24 protein-coding genes and 1 tRNA gene are annotated in these 21,114 nt (G+C 53.8%); 9 read left to right on the top strand and 16 right to left on the bottom strand.

Annotated elements, in window-relative coordinates; translation table 11 throughout:
- The first annotated feature begins 192 nt into the window (after positions 1-192).
- Positions 193-780 (top strand): hypothetical protein, encoded by a 588-nt coding sequence (locus V9K95_RS07760; protein WP_336440252.1) that lies wholly within the window; start codon positions 193-195, stop codon positions 778-780.
- Between the two features lie 75 nt (positions 781-855).
- Here the strand turns inward: V9K95_RS07760 and rpsA are convergent, their stop codons facing one another.
- The 4 genes from rpsA to aroA form a co-directional block, all read right to left on the bottom strand.
- Positions 856-2,556 carry a 30S ribosomal protein S1 gene (gene rpsA, locus V9K95_RS07765; protein ID WP_115054601.1) on the bottom strand — a complete coding sequence of 567 codons (1,701 nt, stop codon included), beginning with the start codon at positions 2,554-2,556 and terminating at the stop codon, positions 856-858.
- 138 nt (positions 2,557-2,694) lie between these two features.
- Positions 2,695-3,333 carry a (d)CMP kinase gene (cmk, locus tag V9K95_RS07770; protein ID WP_336440488.1) on the bottom strand — a complete coding sequence of 213 codons (639 nt, stop codon included), beginning with the start codon at positions 3,331-3,333 and terminating at the stop codon, positions 2,695-2,697.
- Positions 3,334-3,674: 341 nt separating this feature from the next.
- Positions 3,675-3,992 (bottom strand): hypothetical protein, encoded by a 318-nt coding sequence (locus V9K95_RS07775; protein ID WP_336440251.1) that lies wholly within the window; start codon positions 3,990-3,992, stop codon positions 3,675-3,677.
- A gap of 7 nt (positions 3,993-3,999) precedes the next feature.
- Positions 4,000-5,355, bottom strand: a complete 1,356-nt coding sequence (gene aroA / locus V9K95_RS07780) for a 3-phosphoshikimate 1-carboxyvinyltransferase (protein ID WP_336440250.1) — start codon at positions 5,353-5,355, stop codon at positions 4,000-4,002.
- A 344-nt stretch (positions 5,356-5,699) separates the two neighbouring features.
- Here aroA and V9K95_RS07785 point away from each other — a divergent pair, with 344 nt between their 5' ends.
- Both V9K95_RS07785 and V9K95_RS07790 read left to right on the top strand, forming a co-directional pair.
- Positions 5,700-6,080 carry a TIGR02300 family protein gene (locus V9K95_RS07785; protein WP_115054805.1) on the top strand — a complete coding sequence of 127 codons (381 nt, stop codon included), beginning with the start codon at positions 5,700-5,702 and terminating at the stop codon, positions 6,078-6,080.
- Positions 6,081-6,245: 165 nt separating this feature from the next.
- Positions 6,246-6,321, top strand: a tRNA-Ala gene (locus tag V9K95_RS07790).
- An 11-nt stretch (positions 6,322-6,332) separates the two neighbouring features.
- Here V9K95_RS07790 and V9K95_RS07795 read toward each other — a convergent pair.
- Positions 6,333-7,070 (bottom strand): NIPSNAP family protein, encoded by a 738-nt coding sequence (locus V9K95_RS07795; RefSeq protein WP_336440249.1) that lies wholly within the window; start codon positions 7,068-7,070, stop codon positions 6,333-6,335.
- Between the two features lie 143 nt (positions 7,071-7,213).
- Between V9K95_RS07795 and V9K95_RS07800 the strand changes: the two genes are divergently transcribed.
- Positions 7,214-7,810, top strand: a complete 597-nt coding sequence (locus V9K95_RS07800; protein WP_115054605.1) for a TetR/AcrR family transcriptional regulator — start codon at positions 7,214-7,216, stop codon at positions 7,808-7,810.
- Here the strand turns inward: V9K95_RS07800 and V9K95_RS07805 are convergent.
- A complete protein-coding gene (locus V9K95_RS07805; protein ID WP_336440248.1) occupies positions 7,796-8,167 on the bottom strand; it encodes a hypothetical protein in 372 nt (123 codons plus the stop codon). The genes V9K95_RS07800 and V9K95_RS07805 overlap by 15 nt on opposite strands.
- 193 nt (positions 8,168-8,360) lie before the next feature.
- On the opposite strand from V9K95_RS07805, the gene V9K95_RS07810 reads away from it, so the two are divergent.
- Positions 8,361-9,311 (top strand): DMT family transporter, encoded by a 951-nt coding sequence (locus V9K95_RS07810; protein WP_336440247.1) that lies wholly within the window; start codon positions 8,361-8,363, stop codon positions 9,309-9,311.
- Positions 9,312-9,321: 10 nt separating this feature from the next.
- On the opposite strand, the gene V9K95_RS07815 is transcribed toward V9K95_RS07810, so the two are convergent.
- Positions 9,322-9,519 (bottom strand): glutathione S-transferase, encoded by a 198-nt coding sequence (locus V9K95_RS07815; protein ID WP_336440246.1) that lies wholly within the window; start codon positions 9,517-9,519, stop codon positions 9,322-9,324.
- Positions 9,520-9,541: 22 nt separating this feature from the next.
- Entirely contained in the window at positions 9,542-10,003 is a 462-nt protein-coding gene (locus V9K95_RS07820) for an OsmC family protein (protein ID WP_115054608.1), read from the bottom strand.
- A 95-nt stretch (positions 10,004-10,098) separates the two neighbouring features.
- On the opposite strand from V9K95_RS07820, the gene V9K95_RS07825 reads away from it, so the two are divergent.
- Positions 10,099-10,881, top strand: coding sequence for an SDR family oxidoreductase (locus V9K95_RS07825; RefSeq protein WP_336440245.1), 783 nt, complete (start codon positions 10,099-10,101; stop codon positions 10,879-10,881).
- 161 nt (positions 10,882-11,042) lie between these two features.
- The gene (locus V9K95_RS07830; RefSeq protein WP_115054610.1) at positions 11,043-11,333 is read left to right on the top strand and encodes a Dabb family protein; all 291 of its coding nucleotides are present in this window, start codon (positions 11,043-11,045) and stop codon (positions 11,331-11,333) included.
- A 2-nt stretch (positions 11,334-11,335) separates the two neighbouring features.
- Here the strand turns inward: V9K95_RS07830 and cueR are convergent, their stop codons facing one another.
- The 4 genes from cueR to V9K95_RS07850 all read right to left on the bottom strand — a co-directional run bounded on the left by cueR (position 11,336) and on the right by V9K95_RS07850 (position 15,808).
- The gene (cueR, locus tag V9K95_RS07835) at positions 11,336-11,725 is read right to left on the bottom strand and encodes a Cu(I)-responsive transcriptional regulator (RefSeq protein ID WP_115054611.1); all 390 of its coding nucleotides are present in this window, start codon (positions 11,723-11,725) and stop codon (positions 11,336-11,338) included.
- Positions 11,726-11,732: 7 nt separating this feature from the next.
- Positions 11,733-14,228 (bottom strand): heavy metal translocating P-type ATPase, encoded by a 2,496-nt coding sequence (locus tag V9K95_RS07840; RefSeq protein WP_336440244.1) that lies wholly within the window; start codon positions 14,226-14,228, stop codon positions 11,733-11,735.
- A gap of 97 nt (positions 14,229-14,325) precedes the next feature.
- Complete coding sequence (locus V9K95_RS07845; protein ID WP_337345100.1) at positions 14,326-15,225, bottom strand: bifunctional helix-turn-helix domain-containing protein/methylated-DNA--[protein]-cysteine S-methyltransferase; 900 nt, start codon at positions 15,223-15,225, stop codon at positions 14,326-14,328.
- A gap of 76 nt (positions 15,226-15,301) precedes the next feature.
- A complete protein-coding gene (locus tag V9K95_RS07850) occupies positions 15,302-15,808 on the bottom strand; it encodes a DUF2244 domain-containing protein (RefSeq protein ID WP_115054614.1) in 507 nt (168 codons plus the stop codon).
- 22 nt (positions 15,809-15,830) lie between these two features.
- Between V9K95_RS07850 and nth the strand changes: the two genes are divergently transcribed.
- Positions 15,831-16,589: an endonuclease III gene (gene nth, locus V9K95_RS07855; protein WP_115054615.1), complete on the top strand. Its 759-nt coding sequence runs from the start codon at positions 15,831-15,833 to the stop codon at positions 16,587-16,589.
- Here the strand turns inward: nth and V9K95_RS07860 are convergent.
- Entirely contained in the window at positions 16,586-17,302 is a 717-nt protein-coding gene (locus tag V9K95_RS07860; RefSeq protein WP_336440243.1) for a sulfate transporter family protein, read from the bottom strand. The two genes, nth and V9K95_RS07860, sit on opposite strands and share 4 nt — an antisense overlap.
- A gap of 173 nt (positions 17,303-17,475) precedes the next feature.
- Between V9K95_RS07860 and V9K95_RS07865 the strand changes: the two genes are divergently transcribed.
- Entirely contained in the window at positions 17,476-18,468 is a 993-nt protein-coding gene (locus V9K95_RS07865; protein WP_115054617.1) for an adenosine kinase, read from the top strand.
- A 2-nt stretch (positions 18,469-18,470) separates the two neighbouring features.
- On the opposite strand, the gene V9K95_RS07870 is transcribed toward V9K95_RS07865, so the two are convergent.
- The 3 genes from V9K95_RS07870 to hrcA all read right to left on the bottom strand — a co-directional run bounded on the left by V9K95_RS07870 (position 18,471) and on the right by hrcA (position 21,090).
- Positions 18,471-19,124, bottom strand: a complete 654-nt coding sequence (locus tag V9K95_RS07870) for a trimeric intracellular cation channel family protein (protein WP_115054618.1) — start codon at positions 19,122-19,124, stop codon at positions 18,471-18,473.
- A gap of 108 nt (positions 19,125-19,232) precedes the next feature.
- The gene (grpE, locus tag V9K95_RS07875; protein ID WP_115054619.1) at positions 19,233-19,946 is read right to left on the bottom strand and encodes a nucleotide exchange factor GrpE; all 714 of its coding nucleotides are present in this window, start codon (positions 19,944-19,946) and stop codon (positions 19,233-19,235) included.
- A gap of 76 nt (positions 19,947-20,022) precedes the next feature.
- Positions 20,023-21,090, bottom strand: a complete 1,068-nt coding sequence (hrcA, locus tag V9K95_RS07880) for a heat-inducible transcriptional repressor HrcA (protein ID WP_307281808.1) — start codon at positions 21,088-21,090, stop codon at positions 20,023-20,025.
- Positions 21,091-21,114 lie beyond the last annotated feature (24 nt).

The raw sequence follows: 21,114 nt of genomic DNA on the forward strand, positions 1-21,114 counted from the left end.
GATTAATGCACGTATCTGAACCAATAGGTTTTAATAATCTATGCTGGAATAAATTTCTAGCTGCCAGATTCGATATTGTTGAAATAGTATTCAAATCCAGACTGCTAAGGAGTGAATATGACATTTGCGCCCATACCATCGCAGCACTACGCAAATGTCGATTTCGTAGAGACATGGCATGGAGATTGACTGATGGAAGGCGCAATACCAAATCCGGAAGTATTCACACACGTACGGGTCATCATAGGCATTATTCTCGGACTCAGCGTATCGCGTCTGCTTACCGGTGTTGCCCGGATCATCCAGCATCCGCAGCACAGAAATATCTATGTCGTTCATTTGGGCTGGGTGCTTTTTACCCTGCTTACGGTGGTCCATTTCTGGTGGTTTGAGTTCTATCTTCACCAGCTGGTGCTATGGAAATTTGAGGCCTATCTCTTCGTCATCTTTTTCGCCAGCTTGCACTTTCTGGCATGCGCTATGCTGTTTCCGGACAGTATGGAGGGCTATGACGGCTATGAAGATTACTTCATGTCCCGCAGAGCCTGGTTTTTCGGCATTATGATATCGATATTTGTTTTCGATTTTATCGATACCGCAATGAAGGGGCACGCCCACTTCCTCTCTCTCGGGCCTGAATATCCCTTGCGTAATCTGGCGCTGATAGGGCTGCTCAGTGCCGGGATTTACTTCAGCAACCGAAGAGCCCGATTTGCAATTCTGGTCGCAGCTCTAATCATTCAAATGGCTTTCATCCTCGTTCAGTTCGATACGATCTAGTTTAGGAACAAGCCCTTGCAACAAAAAACCCGCCGGCGAACCGGCGGGTTTTTTAACTCAAGTCCGAAAGTGGACTTAGTTCTTTTCGCGGTTCTTCAGGGCTGCGCCGAGAATGTCGCCGAGCGAAGCGCCGGAGTCTGTCGAACCATACTGGGCAACAGCTTCCTTCTCTTCAGCGATTTCAAGCGCCTTGATGGAAACCTGCAGCTTGCGGGTCTTCTTGTCGAAAGCGATGACGCGCGCGTCTGCCTTCTGACCAACAGTGAAGCGCTCTGGACGCTGTTCGTCGCGGTCACGGGACAGATCAGCACGGCGGATGAAGGTGTCGAGGTCGTGATCGACCAGACGCACTTCAAGGCCACCATCGGTGATCGCCGTAACTTCTACGGTTACAACGGCGTTCTTGCGCAATTCACCCGAAGTCGCTGCTTCGCCGACCTTGTCGCCGGTAAGCTGCTTGATGCCAAGCGAGATGCGCTCTTTCTCGACGTCAACGTCGAGAACTTGCGCCTTGACCATGTCACCCTTGTTGTACTCTTCGATGACCTGTTCGCCTGGACGATTCCAGTCGAGATCGGAGAGGTGAACCATGCCGTCTACATCGCCATCGAGGCCAATGAACAGGCCAAACTCGGTCTTGTTCTTGACTTCGCCTTCGACGATCGTACCGACAGGGAACTTTTCAGCAAAAGTGGTCCAAGGGTTGTCGAGTGTCTGCTTGAGACCGAGGGAGATGCGGCGCTTGACCGGATCCACTTCGAGAACAACGACTTCGACTTCCTGTGTTGTCGAGAGCAGCTTGCCCGGATGCACGTTCTTCTTTGTCCAGGACATTTCAGAAACGTGGATAAGGCCTTCGATGCCTGGCTCTATCTCAACGAATGCACCGTAATCAGTGATGTTGGTAACCGTACCGGTGATCTTTTTGCCGATTGGGTACTTCGCACCGATACCATCCCAAGGATCGCTTTCGAGCTGCTTCATGCCGAGCGAAATACGATGTGTTTCCTGGTTGATACGGATGATTTGAACCTTGACCGTCTGGCCAATGCTCAGGATCTCCGAAGGATGGTTCACACGGCGCCATGCCATGTCTGTTACGTGCAGAAGACCGTCAATACCGCCGAGATCAACGAACGCACCGTAATCGGTGATGTTCTTGACAACGCCTTCAACAACCTGACCTTCTTCGAGGTTCTGGACGATTTCAGAACGCTGTTCCGCACGGCTCTCTTCGAGAACTGTACGACGCGATACAACGATGTTGCCGCGACGCTTGTCCATCTTGAGGATTTCGAAGGGCTGCGGATTGTGCATAAGCGGGGTAACATCGCGGATCGGACGGATGTCAACCTGTGAGCGCGGCAGGAAGGCTACGGCGCCATCGAGATCGACAGTGAAACCACCCTTGACCTGATTGAAGATCACGCCATCGACACGTTCGCCGCGGTTGAACTTCTCTTCCAGGCGAACCCAGCTCTCTTCGCGGCGTGCTTTTTCGCGCGACAGAACAGCTTCACCCAGCGCATTTTCGATGCGCTCAACATAAACTTCAACGATATCGCCTGGCTTGAGCGAACCGTCCTTGGCTTTCGCGCCGAATTCCTTCAGCGGAACGCGGCCTTCAACCTTGAGACCGGCATCAATGATCGCCATGTCTTTTTCGATGGCAACAACACGGCCCTTTACAACATAACCTTCTGCAAGGTCGTTGGTGGCAAAGGACTCGGCGAGAAGAGCTTCGAAATCTTCGCGCGATGGATTGGCTTGAGACATATATACTCCTGAAGTGTCCGGCTTTCCGCTTTTAGGAAAGGTTTTTGGACACAGGCACCGGTGGTTCGAGTTACGGATCATTCACATGCCAACCCGCCCTATGAGGGCAATCCGGTGCGAGGGCTGACTGCAAATGTATTACTTGGTATTACGGGCTTCCCGCGCCAAGGCCTGATCGATCAGAGTTTTGGCATTAAGAAACGCGGTCTCTATATCCATTTCTGTCGTATCAAGCAAGTGCGCGTCCGCTGCCGGCTTCAACGGAGAGTCTGTGCGCCCCATGTCACGCGCGTCGCGACGGGTAAGGTCGTCGAGAACATCCTGATAATTTACGTCCTTGCCGCTGGCTTTGATTTCATCATGCCGCCGCTTGGCGCGCGCTTCCGGCGAGGCAGTAATGTAAAGCTTCACGGGAGCATCAGGGCAGACAACGGTACCGATATCGCGCCCATCCAGCACTGCACCCGGCGATAGCAAGGCAAATCCCTGCTGTGCCGAGACTAGCGCCCGGCGTACGGCCGGCATGACGGCGACTTTTGATGCTGCTTCACCAACATCGTGTGCGGACAGAACGGTACGATCCAATGTCGACAGATCGATTGAACGTGCGGCTTTCTCGGCCAAAAACTCATCGTCGAGCGGCATGCCCTGATCGAGCAAGGTTTTGGCCACCGCGCGGTAGGTAAGACCCGTGTCGAGATGATGATATCCGTAAAATTGGGCGAGACGCCGTGCAAGCGTGCCCTTGCCTGAGGCCGCTGGACCATCAATGGCGATGGTGAAATGTTTCGGCGGCGATAATTCGAGTTCATCCTTGTCGAAGAACCACTGCCAGAGCGCAAAAAGCAGATAGGCTGCGGCCAGAACCAGCGTGATGAGCGGTGTAATGCCGATGGTTACAAAGGCAAAGCCGCCAAGTGTCGTCATCATCGATTCGAGCCACTCGGGCAGATAAGTGGCCAGATTTTGCAGGAATGTATCAATTGCGAGGATGAGAAACAGCTGGAAAACAAATAGCCAGAATAGCAGCGCGAACAGCCCGAAGCGAACTTTGAGTCCGATGCGCTCTATAGCGTAGGGGATAGCCGTAATCGCAATTGATGCCAGCAGGAAATACATCAGTTGGTTGTCCTGTTGCCTGTAAAGAACCCTATACCGTAACCGGCTATCGACCCAAGTGCTGGTGGCAGCAGGAGAAACTGGTAAGGCATCCACTCGCTCGCAACTGCAGCTTCGGAGATGTTCCACGCATAGAGGAAGATCAGCAGTAAAGGAAGAACGATACGAAAAATCGTACAGCTTATACCCGGCCACCGCCGGTCGGACCTGCTGGCGAGCGTGCCGGCATGGGCATTCTTTGCGGCCCACACGATGAATGGGATACTGGACATTCCGTAAAGCCCATAAACTGTAATAGCCGAAAAAAATGAATTCATTGGGTCGTCATGCTGGCGCAGCAAGTTCAGTGATCTGTGCCCCCATGCCAGCCATCATCGCCATGAATTCAGGGAAACTTGTCGCAATCATGGTCGAATCATCGACGGTAACCGGTTTTTCTGAAACCAATCCCATGATGAGGAAGCTCATTGCGATACGATGATCAAGGTGGGTTTCCACTATACCGCCGCCGATCGTCTTGCCGTCCGGTCGTCCGCGCACACTCAGTGTTTCGGTGCCTTCCGTGCAATCGACGCCATTGACCTTCAAGCCATTGGCCACGGCAGAAAGCCGGTCAGACTCCTTCACCCGCAATTCTTCCAGCCCGTTCATCACCGTCTCACCGCTGGCAAAACTCGCCGCAACAGCCAGAACGGGATATTCGTCGATCATCGACGGCGCACGGTCTGCCGGTACCTCCACGCCCTTCAGTTCAGAATATCTCACACGCAGATCGGCAACATCTTCGCCCCCTGCAAGTCTGGCATTCATGATTTCAATATTCGCACCCATTTCCTGCAAGGTCAGAATCAGCCCGGTGCGGGTCGGGTTCATCAGAACGTTGCGGATGGTGACATCCGAGCCGGGAACCAGCAGAGTGGCGACCAGTGGAAAAGCTGTCGAGGAAGGGTCACCCGGTATATCGATTGTCTGGCCGGTCAATGTGCCCTGGCCTTCAATGCGTATATGGCGCACATTATTCTTGTCAGTTTCCACGGAGAGATTCGCGCCAAAGCCTTGCAGCATCTTTTCCGTATGGTCGCGGGTCATCACCGGTTCAATCACTGTGGTTATGCCGGGTGTGTTCAAACCAGCGAGCAAAACAGCTGATTTCACCTGCGCCGAAGCCATTGGGACCCGGTAAGTGATAGGAGCGGCTACTTTGGGGCCGCGTAAGGTGAGCGGCATCCGGTCGCCATCGGCAGCGGAAACCTGAACGCCCATTTCGCGCAGTGGATTGAGGACGCGGCCCATCGGCCGCTTTGATAGGGATGCATCGCCGATGAAGGTGGTTTCCATGGCATAGGTCCCGACAAGCCCCATGGTAAGACGTGCGCCGGTGCCGGCATTGCCGAAGTCGAGAGGCGCTTCAGGCTGCAACAGACAGCCATTGCCCGTTCCCTTGATAATCCAAACGTCGCCTTCTTTGGCAATTGTTGCACCCATGGCCTGCATGGCGCGTCCTGTATTGATAACGTCTTCACCTTCAAGCAGGCCGGTAATGCGGGTTTCGCCGGAGGCCAGACCGCCAAACATGAAAGAGCGATGCGAGATCGATTTGTCGCCGGGAATACGGATATCGCCTGTAAGGGCGTTTGAGCGGCGAGATATTGCAGGTTTTGGCAGCGAATCGTGGGACATGATTAAGGGTCAATCGCGAAAAATAGGGTGGGCGGGGCAAACTCGGTAGGCTCTAACACAGCTTGGTTCCTTGGTCATCTTGCAAATTCAATCCTCACGCAGTGCTTTTTTCGCTTTGACAAATGCGGCGAATTGCGTTTATGGGACCACGAATTTTTTTATGAGGTGCGGTCGGCAAAGCTGCGTCTTCAGGAAACAAGCGTATAACCCCAAAAATCGATTCGATTTTGGATAAGGATTATGCGCCAATACAAAGTGTTATTGCGTGCACGTGGGTCCCTGGGAGCACATGGCGCAATGATTGTCAGCCGAATGCAGGCAAGCGCAGCAAGACGAGGCAGAACGTGGCTAATCCAAAACTTGGCACCAAGCGTGTTGACCCGGAAACCGGGCAGAAATTTTATGACCTGAACCGCGACCCCATTGTTTCGCCGTTCACAGGCAAGACCTATCCACTCAGCTATTTTGAGACGACGGTCTCTGCCCGGGAGGAAGAGGAAGAAGTAGAAACTGAAGAGCTGGATGTAGCACTGGAGAAGCCGGAATTCGTGGCTCTCGAAGAAGCTGATGGCGACACAGACAGTGATGTTCCGGATTTGGGCGACGATGTTGAAGTCGATGATTCGGACGATGACGATACATTCCTCGCGACCGACGAAGAAGACGAAGATGACGACGTCACTGACATTCTTGGCGGCGGCATAGGCGACGACGACGAGAATTGATTCTAAAAATAAGTTCCGTTCGCCGAGAAATAAGCGGCGAACGGGGCTTGATCTTCGCGTGAGCGGAAGCTAATAACCCGCCATCTTCGGATGGCATAACAAGGTTACCAGTCCTTGTTGAATATAAGCCGGTTTACCGGCACGGCCCAATGGGTCGATTGGAATGGGGCCATAGCTCAGCTGGGAGAGCGCTTGCATGGCATGCAAGAGGTCAGCGGTTCGATCCCGCTTGGCTCCACCAAATTTCTCAATTTACCGCAATAATGAACCGGCAGTCGGTTTCAATCGCGCAGTAACGAGCGGTGCGATAAGCCAAGTCGCAAGTCTGGCTTGGTCAAAATCCATGCGGTCAGCCAAAGCACGATCAAAATCTGCCTCCTCCGCAGCAGAATCAAACCGCGAGACGCTGACGAGGACATTCTCTCCGAGACGCACCGGGAGGCGGGTGAAGCTGTTTTCACTGTGTTCAGAAGCCAGAAGGGCGATCCGTCTATCGCCAGAATCGTCAAGAATAGGTGCGAGCTCAGTCTTGTAGAATTCGAGAAAACCTGTCTCCGCGGGGGCTCGGAGCTTGTATGTTGCGATCCGGAATATGCTTGAAGCAGGTGCGGCCTTTTGATTTGCATTGCGGCTCACAGGCAGCTCGAAATCCGAGCCGTCATAAGCAGGATGCAGCAACAGGACATCATCTGAATCCACCATCGTTGCATTGGCCGTATGGCGATGCTCGCTCCAGACTGGTCCGTCGTAGAACGCGGTCAGAGCCTTCTGCCTTGCCCGCATATCATCAAACCCACGAAACCAGACAAACGCATCAGGATCGTCCATATCTGTAAACTGACCAATGATCTTCATGCCGCAATGCTCTTGGCCTTCAAGGAAATGCTCATCGAAAACGCCAATCAGCTCGTCGCGCCGGTTGGGATGAAGTGTATAGCGCCGCAGCTCGATAATGGGGCTGTAGTTCGATGTCTTTGCTGGTTCAGTCATCGCCTTCTCCAAAAACAGGTCAGTCATCCTGTTTAATAAAACCGGTTGTCCTGTTTTGTCAATCTGATAGTCTGGAACGGAGAATCACGGAGCCGTCCGAATCCGGTCACAGCGATTGAAATTTGCGCGCAGTGAGAGATTTGATGCAAAAAGAGAAGCCGAAAAGAACTAACAATCCGCTGGCCATGCGAGCGCGGATTTTGGACGTGGCTGCCGCTCTTTTTCAACAAAATGGATATAATGGTACCAGCATTCAGGATGTGGTGCAGGCGGCGACAACCACCGGTGGGGCCTTGCACCATCATTTCGCGACAAAGAAAGCGCTCGGCCTGGCGGTGATTGCCGAGCGTGTTGCGGCAGAGGTTCAGGAAACTGCAATCAAGCCAGTCTCGACAGCCGCATCGGTCGGCGAGGGTGTCGCGACTTTTCTCGATAATGTCGCCACGACTTTGGATCGCAATCAGGTGGTGTCCGGCTGTCCGCTTAACAATCTGGCTCTGGAGCTCTCCTTGGCTGATAGTGATTTTCGCCAAGCGGTGAGCACGGTGTTCGATGAATGGCGCGAGGCGATTGTCGTGCGGCTTAAAACCGACAGGCCGGCAATGAGTGCATCTGATGCGCAAGATTTGGCGACGCTGGTCGTTGCCAGCTATTCGGGTGCAATGGCGATGGCAAAGGCGAGCCAGAGTGCGGAGCCGCTGCGTGCCAGCGCCCGGCAATTGGCCCTAGTTCTTGCTTGAGAAAACCACAACCGCGAAGAGTAGAACGCCGGCAAACACGATCAATGAGCCTATGCCTACGAGGGGCTCCAAAGCTGCGTTTCCCAGCGCCATGAAATAGAGCGAGGGGATCATCACCACGATCCCGGTCGTGTAGACAGCAAACTGCCACATCACCAGTTTCCCCTCTGTCTTCTTGGGGTTAAGGGCGTAGTAGGTTGCAAAGATGGCGCTGCTTACCCAGCCTAAAAGATTAAGGTGGGCATGCGCGGGGACAGGGCTGTGATCACCAGAAAACCCCATATGAAGCCCCATCATGACTCCAATGATGAAGAAAATCGTCGCCGATTTGAAAAAGAGCTGAGAAATCTTAGGCATAATTGTCCCCCCGGAAGCCCAAGCCAAGAACATACTCTCAAATCAAAAACCATTCCAGCCAGCCAATTGAGCGTATTCTAAGCAATTCGGTCGGGATTCTTCGTAGCCAAAAGCAAAAGTGGCGTTTTTATACTGGATTGAAAGCCGAAAATGGCTCAGAGCTTGGACAAAAGACTTAATTCAGGAAATGCTCATGCCCTCGACTCCGGTAACCGTAGCCCACTCTCCCGAAGCATCAACAGCACGTACCGGGATATTGCTCATGTTGCTTGGCATGTTAATGTTTTCGCTTAATGACGTCATGGGAAAGTGGTTGGTTTCGACTTATTCGGTTGGGCAAGTTGTATTCATTCGCAGCATTGCCGCCTTGGTCGTGCTGGCGCCATTTATATGGTTCAATGGCCCCAAGAAGATTGTGCAGGTCGACCAACCATGGACACAGGCAGCGCGGGTCATTCTTTCGACGGCTGAAGTTTTCGCATTCTACTTCGCAGTCATTTATTTGCCCTTGGCCGATGTCATGACCTACTGGCTCGCTGCGCCAATCTATGTGGCGGCGATCTCTCCCTTCATTTTGAAAGAGCCGGTTGGCTGGCGGCGCTGGAGCGCTATCATTCTTGGCTTTGTCGGGGTGATAATTGCACTTGAACCATCGTCGCAGGCACTTACGCCGCAGGCGGTCATTTCGATATTTGGCAGTATTGCCTTTGCGTTCATGCTGCTGCTGGGCCGCACATTGCGCAGCACGCCGGATACGACTTTGGTGTTCTGGCAGATTATTGGAGCAGGATTGGCGGGACTCGCCTGGATTTGTTTCGAGTGGACACCGGTGACGATGCGCGATCTATTATTGCTCGGACTACTTGGGATTGTCGCCATGCTTGCCCATGTGCTGGTCAACCGGGCATTGAAACTTGCCGATGCAGCCACGGTAGCGCCGCTGCAATATACGTTGCTCTTCTGGGCCATCCTGTTTGGTTGGATGGTGTTTGGCGACGTACCGCGCATGTCGATGCTCGTAGGCTCTGGATTCATCATCGCATCAGGCCTGTTCATCTTCTTCCGCGAACAGCAATTAAAGCGGCAAGGCCGGATGAAGCGACCAGCAGAAGCAGTTGTGGCCGGTTCAGGCGACGGTGCCTGAACCAATAAGATCAGAGACTTTCATGCCGGCGATGGACCAGTTCCGTGTCGAAGTGGTTGATCGCTTTTTCGAATTTGTCCCGGCAGCCAGTATTGCAGAAGCCGACAACGGCTCCATTATAAAGCGTCAGGCTGTCTTCCTTGATGGCATCGCCCGACCAAGGACAGGTCGTGTTTATCGCGTCCGCGATCTTGAGTTCGGTGTGCATTATATTCCTCCAACGTCAACGGTCAGGCAGGTTCAACATCGACTTTTGTAATCACTGAATTGGCAATAAAACATTGCTCATGGGCCGCGTGGTGAAATTCCGCTTCGGCGGCTTTGTCCGGTGACTGTCCGGCATAGGTCACATGCGGACGCAGAACCACGTGGCTGATATAGACTTTCCCCTTTTCGTTCTTTGCCAGTTCGCCTTGCGCCTCATCGCGGTATTCATCAATGACAAATCCGGCTTTTGCCGCACCGGCAAGAAAGAACAGCATGTGGCAACTCGAAATCGAGGCAACGAAGGCTTCCTCAGGATCGACATTCTCGGCCACGGAATAGGGCAGGCGCACAATATGCGGTGAAGACGAGGCTGGGACCTCTGCGCCGCCATCGAATTGCCAGAGATGGGCCCGGCTATATTTGTTGTCGGTGAAAGCAGTGCCTTCATCCCTATTCCATAAAATAGTCGCTCCGAATGTTGCCATGATCTGATTCCCGGTTTTGATCTGCGTTGCGGGAGCTTGTCAAAGCATGCCGGAATTGTCGATAAGGGATCATCGATAATAAGGATAGTAATGGTATGGATCTGGGTATCAAGGGAAGGCGCGCAATTGTTTGCGCAAGTTCGAAGGGGCTTGGCCGGGGTGTTGCTGAGAAGCTGGCAGAAGCAGGTGTCAATCTCACGCTTAATGCCCGCACGGAATCGACCTTGCGCGCCACAGCGGATGAAATCGCAGGAATGTATGGCGTTGCGGTTCAGATTGTTGCGGAGGATGTAACAACGGAAGCAGGGCGCTTGGCCCTGTTGCGGGCGGAACCCAACGCCGACATCCTGATAAACAATGCGGGTGGCCCGCCTCCCGGTGTCTGGTCTGATTGGGGCGAAGAAGAATGGCTGCAGGCCGTCAATAATAATATGCTGACGCCGATCCTGCTCATGAACGCAATTTTACCCGGCATGATCGAACGCAAATGGGGCCGCGTCGTCAATATTACGTCGGGCTCGGTGAAGTCGCCTATCGCACAGCTTGGCTTGTCCAACGCAGCGCGCAGCGGTCTCACCGGTTTCGTCGCGGGAACTGCAAGGCAGGTCGCCCGACACGGTGTTATCATCAACAATTTGTTGCCCGGATCTCACGATACCGATCGGACCAAAGGTTTTATCGAGCGCACCGCCGCTGCCAAGAAAATTTCCTTGGAGGAAGCTCGCGCAGAAGCATATGCGGGAAATCCGACTGGGCGTTACGGTACTGCAGAAGAGTTCGGCGCTGCTGCCGCCTTTCTGTGCAGCCAGTTCTCCGGCTTCATTGTAGGCCAAAATCTTTTGCTGGATGGCGGGGCGTTCAACTCAACCTTGGGCTAGGGTCTGGACCCTAGAACCTATCGGGGTCACGGCGAGCATCGTGCAAACGAAGTCGTGACCCACTCCATCAACTTTGAGACCAACCTGCGACAGCGCATCTATTGACGGGCGGGGGTCAGATATGAAAAGTCCTGCGCAATCCATTGCATCAGGAAACAGCTATGATCCGCCATATTGTATTCTTCAGCGCCCGTAACAAAGATGATGTTGAAGCAATCATCACCGGGCTGAAACAGCTTGGTGAAATACCGCACTCAACCGCCTTCGAGGTGATGAAGAACACAAAGGTAGATCCGGTTTCCGATGAGATCGATGTCGTCGTCTATGGCGAGTTTGAGGACGCCGCCGCGCTCGCAGCCTACAAGGCCCACCCCATATATTCGGCAACGACCGCGCTGGTAAAACCCATGCGCGAGCTGCGCATCTCTGCGGATGTCGTGTCGACGCTTTAGCTTTAAGCTTCGCCTGAAATATTTTCGAGTATCGGACAGTCTGGCCTCTGGTCGCCATGGCAATGGGCGACCAGATGGTTCAGCGTATGCTGCAATTCACGAAGTTCAGTGATCTTACGCTCAACTTCCTGGAGTTTGGATTGCGCCATTGATTTGACATCGGCGCTGGCACGATCCTTATCCTCGTATAATGCCAGCAACTGGCGGCACTCTTCCACAGAAAATCCAAGCCCCCGCGAACGTTGCAAAAAGCGCAGCTTGTGGACGTCGGACATTGAGTAGTCGCGATAGCCATTATCGGCCCGGTCTGGTTTTAGCAGGCCGATATCCTCGTAATACCGGATTGTCTTTGCCGGCAGGCCGGAGCGTTCGGAAGCGTTGCCAATATTCATGGAAACCTCACAGTTTGATAGTGCGTAACCGCAACGCATTGGCGATTACGGAAACAGAGGAAAGACTCATCGCTGCGGCAGCGAGCATCGGCGATAATAGGAGGCCGAAAACCGGATAGAGCACGCCGGCCGCTACAGGTACGCCAAGCACATTGTAGATGAAGGCGAAGAACAGGTTTTGCTTGATATTGCGAATGGTGGACGTAGCCAGCAACCGGGCGCGAACGATACCGTTGAGGTCTCCTTTTACCAAGGTTATTCCGGCGCTTTGCATTGCGACATCTGCTCCGGTTCCCATTGCGATGCCAACATCGGCGGCTGCAAGCGCAGGGGAATCATTGACGCCATCACCCGCCATGGCGACCTTCGATCCCTTGGCATGCAATTCGTCGATTAACTGTTTTTTGGTCTCGGGCAGCATATCGGCGCGAACCTCATCAATGCCTAGCTCTTTGGCGACCGCCAGCGCTGTCACCTTGTTATCGCCCGTCGCCATAATGATGCGAAGTCCTGCATCATGCAGTTTTCGTATGGCCTCGATGGTCGTTGATTTGATGGGATCGGCGACCGCAAGAATACCAGCGGCCTTGCCGTCGACGGCAATAAAGAGCGCGCTTTTGCCTGCTGCTCTCAGGGCATCAGCCTGTTGGGTAAGGGCAGCGATATCGACGCCGATATCCTGCATCATGGCAAGGTTACCAAGCGCAACATTGCTGGCGCCGATTTTGCCCGATATGCCTTTGCCGGTGACAGCATTGAAGTCAGCCGCGTTCTGAACCGTCAGATTTCGTGCTTTTGAACCTTCAATAATGGCTTCGGCCAAAGGATGCTCGGAGCCCTTTTCAAGGCTTGCCGCAAAGCCGAGCAAATCATTTTCGGAAATGCCACCGACGGTTACAATATCCGTCAATTTCGGTTTCCCCTCCGTCAGTGTTCCGGTTTTATCGACAATGAGCGTGTCAACATTGGCAAAGCTTTCAAGCGCTTCTGCGTCTTTGATGAGAACGCCGGCCTGGGCACCGCGCCCTGTGGCAGTCATAATTGACATTGGCGTTGCCAGCCCAAGCGCACAGGGACAGGCTATGATAAGCACCGAAACGGCTGCAACGAGGCCATAGATCATGCCAGGTTCTGGTCCGATGAGAGCCCAGACAGCGAATGCGACGAGAGCAACAACAACCACGGCAGGAACGAAGTAACTGGCGACACGGTCTGCCATGCCCTGAATCGGCGCACGCGAGCGCTGTGCCGACGCGACCATGCCAACGATCTGGGACAGAACAGTATCCGCCCCCACCTTTTCCGCCGTGATCAGCAAAGTGCCATTCCGATTGAGCGTGCCGCCTGTGACAGTGTCCTCGACGTTCTTTTCAACTGGAAGCGGTTCGCCGGTCAGCATGGATTCGTCAATTGACGAACGGCCCTCAACAACAATGCCATCCACCGGCACGCTTTCGCCGGGGCGAACACGAAGACGATCACTCACCATCACGTCATCCAGCGGGACATCTGTTTCCGTGCCATCCTTGGCAAGGCGTCTGGCAGTCTTTGGCGCAAGGTCAAGCAGGGCACGGATCGCCGAGCCGGTTCGCTCGCGCGCCTTTAACTCAAGAATTTGACCAAGGAAAACAAGCGTAACGATAACCGCTGCCGCTTCAAAGTAAACCGGCACCGAACCGCCATGCATGCGGAAGGAATGGGGAAAAATATCCGGCAGAAATGTTGCAACGACACTGAACGCATAGGCCGCACCAACGCCAATGGCGATAAGCGTCCACATGTTCGGGCTGCGATGGACGAAGGACGACCAGGCGCGTTCGAAGAAGGGGATTGCCGCCCAAAGGACGACTGGCGTTGCTAAAGCAAATTCCAGCCAGATCGCAAGTTCCTCTCCAATCCACGAACGCAAGGGCAGTCCGAGCATTGGTCCCATTGTCATGAGCAAAAGCGGCACTGAACAAAGTGCACTGATCCAGAAGCGCTTGGTAAAATCGACAAGTTCGGGATTGGGTCCCTCATCACCCGTCGGTATTCCCATTGGCTCCAGAGCCATTCCACAAAGCGGGCAAGAGCCGGGAACATCGCTGATGATTTCCGGATGCATAGGGCAGGTATATTGCGTTCCGGCAGGCATTGGCTTCGGCGCAGGGCGGTCACCAAGATAATCTTGCGGGGCCTTTTCAAACTTCGCCATACAGCTGGCTGAGCAGAAATAATATTTCTCGCCCTCATGCCGCAGAAAATGTTTGGCGCTGGCGCGGTCGACCTTCATACCGCAAACAGGGTCTGTGGCTTCAAGATAGTTTGCCGGCTCTTTTGTGAATTTTGCATGGCAAGATGCGGAGCAGAAATGAAACACCCGTCCGCCATGCGTGGCCGACAGTTTGCCAGCATTCGGGTCCACAATCATTCCGCAAACGGGATCGCGTATAACCGCATCCAATGGAGGCTGAGATCCTCCGCAGCAGGAGTGATTATGATGATGGCTATGATCGTGTTTCATGATGCAGCTTTCGGTTAGAAACCAGATAGTGCATCAAAGATAATCTTTCCAGTAACTGGAAGGTCAAGGGCAGGATGACCGGGAATTGCTTAATTCGTCATCCTGCTTGGCTTATCTCTTCTCCGGTGCCAAGCTGCCCTGCCTCCCAGCCAAGAATTGCCCGCTTGCGGGTAAGGCCCCAATGATAACCCGTCAAAGCTCCGGATTTCCCCACTGCCCGATGGCAAGGCACGACGAAGGAAACCGGATTGGCTCCTACCGCCGCGCCAACGGCGCGCGATGCTTTGGGTGATCCGATATCGGCAGCAATGTCGGAATAGGCAACGCATTTGCCCATAGGAATCTTTAACAGCGCTTCCCAAACGCGAAGTTGAAAGTCCGTACCAATGGTTACGACCTTTAGGGGTTTGTCGGCGCGCCATTCTGCCGGATTGAAGACCCGTGCCGCATAGGGGGCAGTCGCGCCCAGATCTTCGACATAGGTGGCATTCGGCCAGCGCGATGACATATCAGCAAAGGCATCGCGTTCCTTGCCAGGGTCGGCAAAGGCCAGACCAGCCAATCCCCTTTCGGTCACCATGATCAGAGCTTGACCAAAGGGTGAGATGAGGAAACCGTAACGGATGGTAAGTCCTGCACCGCGCGATTTGTAATCACTGGGCGACATGCCTTCATGGGTTACGAACAGATCATGCAGGCGACCTGGTCCTGAAAGGCCGGTTTCATACGCTGTTTCCAGCAGAGGCATCCCGTCATCGAGCAGGCGTCGCGCATGGTCGATAGTCACTGCCTGCAAAAAACCCTTTGGTGACAGACCTGCCCATCGCGTGAAAAGCTTTTGCAGTCCCGTTGGTGAGAGGCCAGTGTCGCGCGCCAGTGTCTCAAGCGAAGGCTGGTCACGATAATCCTTGCTGATGCGCTCTATGATATGGCTCACAATGGCGTAATCATCACCCTTCGGCGTAATGTCCTTTTGAAGTATGGCCTGTGGTTTCATGGTTCTGTACCTCGTTGTTGAGGCTATATGACCATTGATAAGCCTTTGCCGCCACCCGATTCTTGCACGCTCTGCACTACCGGCTTTTGGCGGTCGCCAGCGCCCTTTGAAAAGCGGAAGCAAAGCTTTCGCGATCATCCGGATTAAGGAATGAGCCTATGGTCAAAGCTTTACCACGGCTCTCGACCCGCATCGATGTAATACCAATCTCCGAGTGACGAGACACGAGAAACCTTGTCCAGAAGGGGTTGAACTCATGCAACTTGCTTCGCCCTGATGGCGCAACCTGACGGACCTGCAAAGCGATGCGCGAAATGCTCACTTCCTCATGTGCACGCGCAGACCGGTAGTTCAGACGGAACGCAATATAGACGAGCAGAACATCAAGACCGAAAAACCCGAATACCGGCCAAGCGCCCAGCATCAGGAAGAAAATACCGGTTACAAAGCTGCTGATCCCCAGCGCTCCCATAACCACGAGAAACCCCATTTTTCCGAGCGAACGGTGCGGCACCAGAAGAGCGCGAAAAATCTCTTCTTCGTTGTGGGCGCCAGCGTCAATTGGGTCGATTGTTTGGCTCATGGTGTATAAGTATAGAAGGCAAATGGAAAATCCCAAGCATAAAATTGATCAGATTAGCGTGAGTAGCCCTGTATCAGCCAAGCCTCGCCGCGTGGCTGGTACGAGCTATACTGCAGCGGAAATCCATGAAATTTTCAGGCGGTTTGCGGTTCAGAGGCCAGAACCAAAGGGGGAGCTTGAGCACGTCAATCCCTTTACGCTGCTTGTTGCTGTGGTGCTTTCGGCACAAGCGACGGATGTCGGTGTAAACAAGGCGACGCGTGCGCTGTTCAAAATTGCCGATACGCCTGAAAAGATGCTGGCGCTTGGCGAAGAAAAAGTCGGCGAATATATCCGAACAATAGGCCTTTGGCGTAACAAGGCAAAGAATGTCATTACGCTCTCACAAACGCTGATCACCAAATATGGCAGTGTTGTTCCGAATGACAGGGATGAACTGGTCAAGCTGCCGGGTGTAGGGCGCAAAACCGCTAATGTCGTGCTTTCAATGGCTTTCGGTCAGGCAACGATGGCGGTCGATACCCATATTTTCCGCATAGGCAATCGCCTTGGTCTGGCACCCGGCAAAACCCCTGAACAGGTGGAAGACAAACTGATGAAGATTATTCCTGCGGAATATCTTTATCATGCTCATCACTGGCTTATTCTGCACGGGCGATACACTTGCAAGGCCCGCAAACCGGAATGCCCTGCCTGTGTCATCGCCGATATCTGCAAGGCCGCCGAAAAGACGTCGGAAATACCCGCGCCCCTGGTGCCTCTGCCGCCTCAGGTTTTCTAACTCACCGCCGCAGGAGGCTCGGACTGTGCAACGGCCTTGTGCAGATGCACCATCATTGCTGCTGCAAACAAGGGTGTCAGCAGGTTCAAAATCGGAATGGCCATGAAAGCTGCAATCACCAATCCTGCCAGAAATACCGTGGTCGAATGTTTGGAGCGCAAAGCCTTTGCTTCCATTTCAGGGCGGAATCGCATGGCGGCAAATTCAAAGAATTCTCGGCCCAGCAAATAGCCGTTCACCATGAAGAACGCGATAATGTTGACGCCAGGGATCAGCAGCAGAAGCAATGCAATGAAATTGCCGACGATGACGACACCCAGAAACTTTGCCGAAAGAATAAAAGAGCGCAATGCAGGAAGAGGCTTTCCCTTGGGATCAAGCGGGTAATCTTCTTTTTCCACGACTTCAGCAACATCATCGAGAAACAGGCCTGCAACGATGGCGGTCACTGGCGCGATCAACAAGGCCAGTCCGAGAGCCAGTCCCAGACTTGCCAGAATCCCAGCGATAAAACCGATCCAGCCAGCCCAGGAAGGCAGGTCCGGCATCATTTGGTCAACAAATGGCCAAGCCAGAATTTCAAAGAGTTCGCGCAAGCCAAACCACACCCCAGCAAGCAGCAGAACTGTCAGTCCGATCGATTTCCACAGCACGGAGCGGAACTCCGGCCTGAATAGATGCCCAGCAGCAGCGCGAGCGCTTTCGAGTATCATGGCGTTCCGTGCTCCAGTTGTTCCTATATAGGGGACATAGGTTCGGTAATGGTTGATGACAAGGCAACATGCAACGGAGGGGGTGGTAAAGCCGTTGCTGACGCGCTACCAAGTGCTCCGGAATATTCACTTAAGGTGTAATCGCCGCTAAGGCCTCGCAATCCGGAGAATTCATGTCCAGCTATGACGTGCTTTGCATCGGCAACGCTATTGTCGATATCATTGCCCGCACCGATGACGATTTCATCGTGAAGAACGGCATCATCAAAAATGCAATGAACCTCATTGATGCCGAGCGTGCGGAATTTCTCTACGGGCGTATGGGCCCCGCGATCGAAGCTTCGGGCGGAAGTGCCGGCAATACCGCCGCTGGCATCGCTAGCCTTGGAGGCCGTGCTGCTTATTTTGGCAAGGTTGCCGATGATCAGCTTGGCCATATTTTTACCCATGATATCCGCTCGCAAGGCGTAGCATTCGACACGCGCGTGTTACAGGCGCCGCCCCCCACGGCCAGATCGATGATCTTTGTAACGCCCGATGGCGAACGTTCGATGAATACCTATCTCGGCGCCTGCATTGAGCTTGGACCGGAAGATGTCGAAAGCTCGAAAGTTTCTGAAGCAAAGGTAACCTATTTCGAAGGCTACCTTTGGGACCCGCCCCGCGCGAAGGAAGCGATCCGGCTTTCCGCAAAAATCGCCCACGAATATGGCCGCGAAGTATCGATGACGCTTTCGGATCCATTCTGTGTAGACAGATATCGTGACGAATTTCTTGATTTGATGCGTTCAGGCACGGTCGACATAGTCTTTGCCAATGAAGCCGAGTTGAAATCATTGTACCAAACCGATGATTTCGAAACCGGTTTGGAGTTGATCCGCAAGGATTGCAAGCTGGCTGCGATCACACGCTCCGAAAGAGGCTCGGTCGTCGTGTCGGGGGATGTAACCGTTTCAGTTCCGGCAATAGCAATTGAAGAATTGGTGGATACAACCGGGGCAGGTGATCTTTATGCTGCGGGCTTTCTGTTTGGTTATACCAGTGGCCGGTCATTGACCGACTGTGCAAAACTTGGCTCGCTGACAGCTGGACTCGTAATCCAGCAGATCGGTCCTCGCCCTCAACAAAATCTGAAGACGGCAGCTGAACAGGCGGGGTTGCTATAAACCTATTCCGAGCGGATATATCCGTCCCGCTTGAGTTCCTCATCGGTGCGGCCGGGCTTGTGATAGTTGGGTAATATCCAGCCGAAATATAGCGCTCCGCCGCGAACGGCAAAAGCGGCGAGCGCGGCTGCAACTGCTGCGATCTCGGGAGCAACGGAGAGTTTGTACAAAAGCGTATACGCGCTGGAGCCAGCCAATGCCGCCGTGACGTAAATCTCGCGGCGCATGAGCACCGAGGGTTCACCAGAAACGATATCACGCAATATACCACCAAAGGTTGCGGTCAAAATTCCTGTTACAACTGCGATTGTGGAATCGAAGCCCAGAGCCAGTCCTTTGGCAGCACCAAGAACACTATAGGCCGCAAGGCCCATCGCATCGAGCCACAACAGCAAGCGATAGCGCGACTCCAGTAAGTTTGCCGAGAAGTAGACAATGAAGGCAGCTGCCATGCAGACGAGCAAATTGCCCGGGTCCTCAACCCAAAACACCGGAACGCCCAAAATGAGATCGCGTAACGTGCCGCCGCCGATCCCGGTAACAGCAGCCAGAAAGATAAAGGCTATAATATCGAGTTGTCGCCGGGAAGCGGCAAGCGCGCCCGTGGCAGCAAACACAAACACGCCCGCATAATTGAATATCTGAATCATGGTCATGGGCAGTGCTCCGCGCATTTATTTGGCTGGAAGATACAGCACGCAGCGGCCAAAATGAAAAGAGCCGCGTCCCTTGGGAACGCGGCTCTTTCAATCACTCAGATTGGCTCAGGCGTCTTTTTCCGCTTGTGGATTAATTGGGCCGGGTTCAGGTTGACCTTCAGCCGCGGCCTGCTTGGGGCCACCTTTGGAAACGCCAACCAGAGCCGGGCGCAGCATGCGGTCGCCAATAACGAAACCGGACTGTGCTACCTGCAACACTGTGTTGTGCGGTACGTCAGCATTGGGAATTTCAAACATTGCCTGATGGAAATTCGGGTCAAATTTTTGGCCCTGCGGTTCAATCTTCTTAACGCCGTGGCGCTCCAGAGCCGACATCAGCGAGCGTTCGGTAATTTCCACACCCTCTGCCAGTGCCTTGAAGCCAGCATCACCCTGCGCCAGCGCATCAGCGGGAATCGCCTCCAGCGCGCGCTTCAGATTGTCTGAAACCGAGAGTACATCGCGCGCAAAGTTTGCAACCGAATAGCTGCGCGCATCATGCACGTCACGAGCGGTGCGCTTGCGCAAATTTTCCATGTCGGCGGCAAGGCGGAGAAGCTGATCTTTCAGGTCGCCATTTTCCGCGCGCAGCTTGTCCAGCTCAGCCCAGTTTTGAGCATTTGTCTCGACTTCGTCTTCATTGGCCAGAGCATATTCCTCTGCCTTGCGCGATTTCAGAAAATCATCGGCAGCGCGTTTCAGCGCATCGCGATCACGCGGATTTTTCAGATCGCGCTGATCGAGATCAGGTGTGTCGTGATTGTTCTTTTCGTCAGTCATCTATCCAGTCCGTCCTATATTCGTAAGTTGCGCTGGATATCGAGGTTTAGCATCCGAAAATCAAGTGCAAACCGCGCTAACGCAAGAGTCTTGAGACAAGTTGTGCCGTATAGTCCACCATCGGTACGATGCGGGCATAGTTCAACCGGGTCGGACCAATGACACCAAGCGCACCGATGATACGCTGTTCGGAATCCCGATAGGGCGCAATTACCAAAGAGGACCCGGATAGCGAAAACAGCTTGTTTTCTGAACCGATGAAAATACGCACACCAGGTCCGGCTTCGGCTAGATCGAGCAGTTGCAGCGTGCCTTCCTTGGTTTCCAGATCATCGAAAAGATGCCGCAGGCGTTCCAAATCAGCTTCGGCGTGGATGGAATCGAGTAGATTACCCCGGCCCCGGACAATCAGGCGTGCCGGCTGGCCAGCTCCGTCACCACCCCAGACAGCCAGACCCTGCTGCACCAGATGCTGCGAAAGACTATCGAGAGCCTGTTGCGTCTCATCCTTCAGGCGGGCGATTTCCTGCCTTGCCTCGGTAATGGTACGCCCCTGAATATGCGCATTGAGAAAGTTGGATGCTTCGATCAGTTGTGAGGGCGTGACACCGATTGGCAGGTCAATGACACGGTTTTCCACATCGCCATTCTGCGTCACGAGAACCGCCAGGGCTTTGGTTGGTTCCAGCCGCACAAATTCGATGTGTTTCAACGCGCCTTCCACCTTCGTCGCGAGCACAAGGCCCGCGCCGCGCGACATGCCGGACAGGATCTGGCTGGCCTGTGTCAGTACGTTCTCGGCGGTCTGCGCATCACCGGCACGAACCTGCGCCTCAATGGAATTGCGTTCGGAAGATGAAAGATCGCCGACCTCCATGAAGGCATCCACGAAAAAGCGCAGCCCAAGCTGTGTGGGCAGGCGTCCTGCGGAAATATGCGGCGCATAAACGAGACCGAGATGTTCAAGATCGCTCATCACATTGCGGATCGTTGCCGGCGACAAGGCGACGGGCAATATGCGGGACAGGTTTCTCGATCCGACAGGTTCACCGTCGCCTAGATAACTTTCGACGATGCGCCGGAAAATATCGCGTGATCTCTGATCGAGCGATTGGAGTGCTTCCGGGGCGACTGCTTTGTTCATTATGCCTCATCTATCTCATGACTG

It is taken from the genome of Phyllobacterium sp. CCNWLW183 (assembly GCF_037203775.1).
GTDB lineage: Bacteria > Pseudomonadota > Alphaproteobacteria > Rhizobiales > Rhizobiaceae > Phyllobacterium > Phyllobacterium ifriqiyense.

Excerpts from the sequence above, each read along its gene's own strand:
- V9K95_RS07760 (WP_336440252.1), top strand. The coding sequence starts at position 193 with ATGGAAGGCGCAATACCAAATCCGGAAGTATTCACACACGTACGGGTC.
- rpsA (WP_115054601.1), bottom strand. The coding sequence starts at position 2,556 with ATGTCTCAAGCCAATCCATCGCGCGAAGATTTCGAAGCTCTTCTCGCC.
- V9K95_RS07775 (WP_336440251.1), bottom strand. The coding sequence starts at position 3,992 with ATGAATTCATTTTTTTCGGCTATTACAGTTTATGGGCTTTACGGAATG.
- aroA (WP_336440250.1), bottom strand. The coding sequence starts at position 5,355 with ATGTCCCACGATTCGCTGCCAAAACCTGCAATATCTCGCCGCTCAAAC.
- V9K95_RS07795 (WP_336440249.1), bottom strand. The coding sequence starts at position 7,070 with ATGACTGAACCAGCAAAGACATCGAACTACAGCCCCATTATCGAGCTG.
- V9K95_RS07800 (WP_115054605.1), top strand. The coding sequence starts at position 7,214 with ATGCAAAAAGAGAAGCCGAAAAGAACTAACAATCCGCTGGCCATGCGA.
- V9K95_RS07805 (WP_336440248.1), bottom strand. The coding sequence starts at position 8,167 with ATGCCTAAGATTTCTCAGCTCTTTTTCAAATCGGCGACGATTTTCTTC.
- V9K95_RS07810 (WP_336440247.1), top strand. The coding sequence starts at position 8,361 with ATGCCCTCGACTCCGGTAACCGTAGCCCACTCTCCCGAAGCATCAACA.
- V9K95_RS07815 (WP_336440246.1), bottom strand. The coding sequence starts at position 9,519 with ATGCACACCGAACTCAAGATCGCGGACGCGATAAACACGACCTGTCCT.
- V9K95_RS07820 (WP_115054608.1), bottom strand. The coding sequence starts at position 10,003 with ATGGCAACATTCGGAGCGACTATTTTATGGAATAGGGATGAAGGCACT.
- V9K95_RS07825 (WP_336440245.1), top strand. The coding sequence starts at position 10,099 with ATGGATCTGGGTATCAAGGGAAGGCGCGCAATTGTTTGCGCAAGTTCG.
- V9K95_RS07830 (WP_115054610.1), top strand. The coding sequence starts at position 11,043 with ATGATCCGCCATATTGTATTCTTCAGCGCCCGTAACAAAGATGATGTT.
- cueR (WP_115054611.1), bottom strand. The coding sequence starts at position 11,725 with ATGAATATTGGCAACGCTTCCGAACGCTCCGGCCTGCCGGCAAAGACA.
- V9K95_RS07840 (WP_336440244.1), bottom strand. The coding sequence starts at position 14,228 with ATGAAACACGATCATAGCCATCATCATAATCACTCCTGCTGCGGAGGA.
- V9K95_RS07845 (WP_337345100.1), bottom strand. The coding sequence starts at position 15,225 with ATGAAACCACAGGCCATACTTCAAAAGGACATTACGCCGAAGGGTGAT.
- V9K95_RS07850 (WP_115054614.1), bottom strand. The coding sequence starts at position 15,808 with ATGAGCCAAACAATCGACCCAATTGACGCTGGCGCCCACAACGAAGAA.
- nth (WP_115054615.1), top strand. The coding sequence starts at position 15,831 with ATGGAAAATCCCAAGCATAAAATTGATCAGATTAGCGTGAGTAGCCCT.
- V9K95_RS07860 (WP_336440243.1), bottom strand. The coding sequence starts at position 17,302 with ATGATACTCGAAAGCGCTCGCGCTGCTGCTGGGCATCTATTCAGGCCG.
- V9K95_RS07865 (WP_115054617.1), top strand. The coding sequence starts at position 17,476 with ATGTCCAGCTATGACGTGCTTTGCATCGGCAACGCTATTGTCGATATC.
- V9K95_RS07870 (WP_115054618.1), bottom strand. The coding sequence starts at position 19,124 with ATGACCATGATTCAGATATTCAATTATGCGGGCGTGTTTGTGTTTGCT.
- grpE (WP_115054619.1), bottom strand. The coding sequence starts at position 19,946 with ATGACTGACGAAAAGAACAATCACGACACACCTGATCTCGATCAGCGC.
- hrcA (WP_307281808.1), bottom strand. The coding sequence starts at position 21,090 with ATGAACAAAGCAGTCGCCCCGGAAGCACTCCAATCGCTCGATCAGAGA.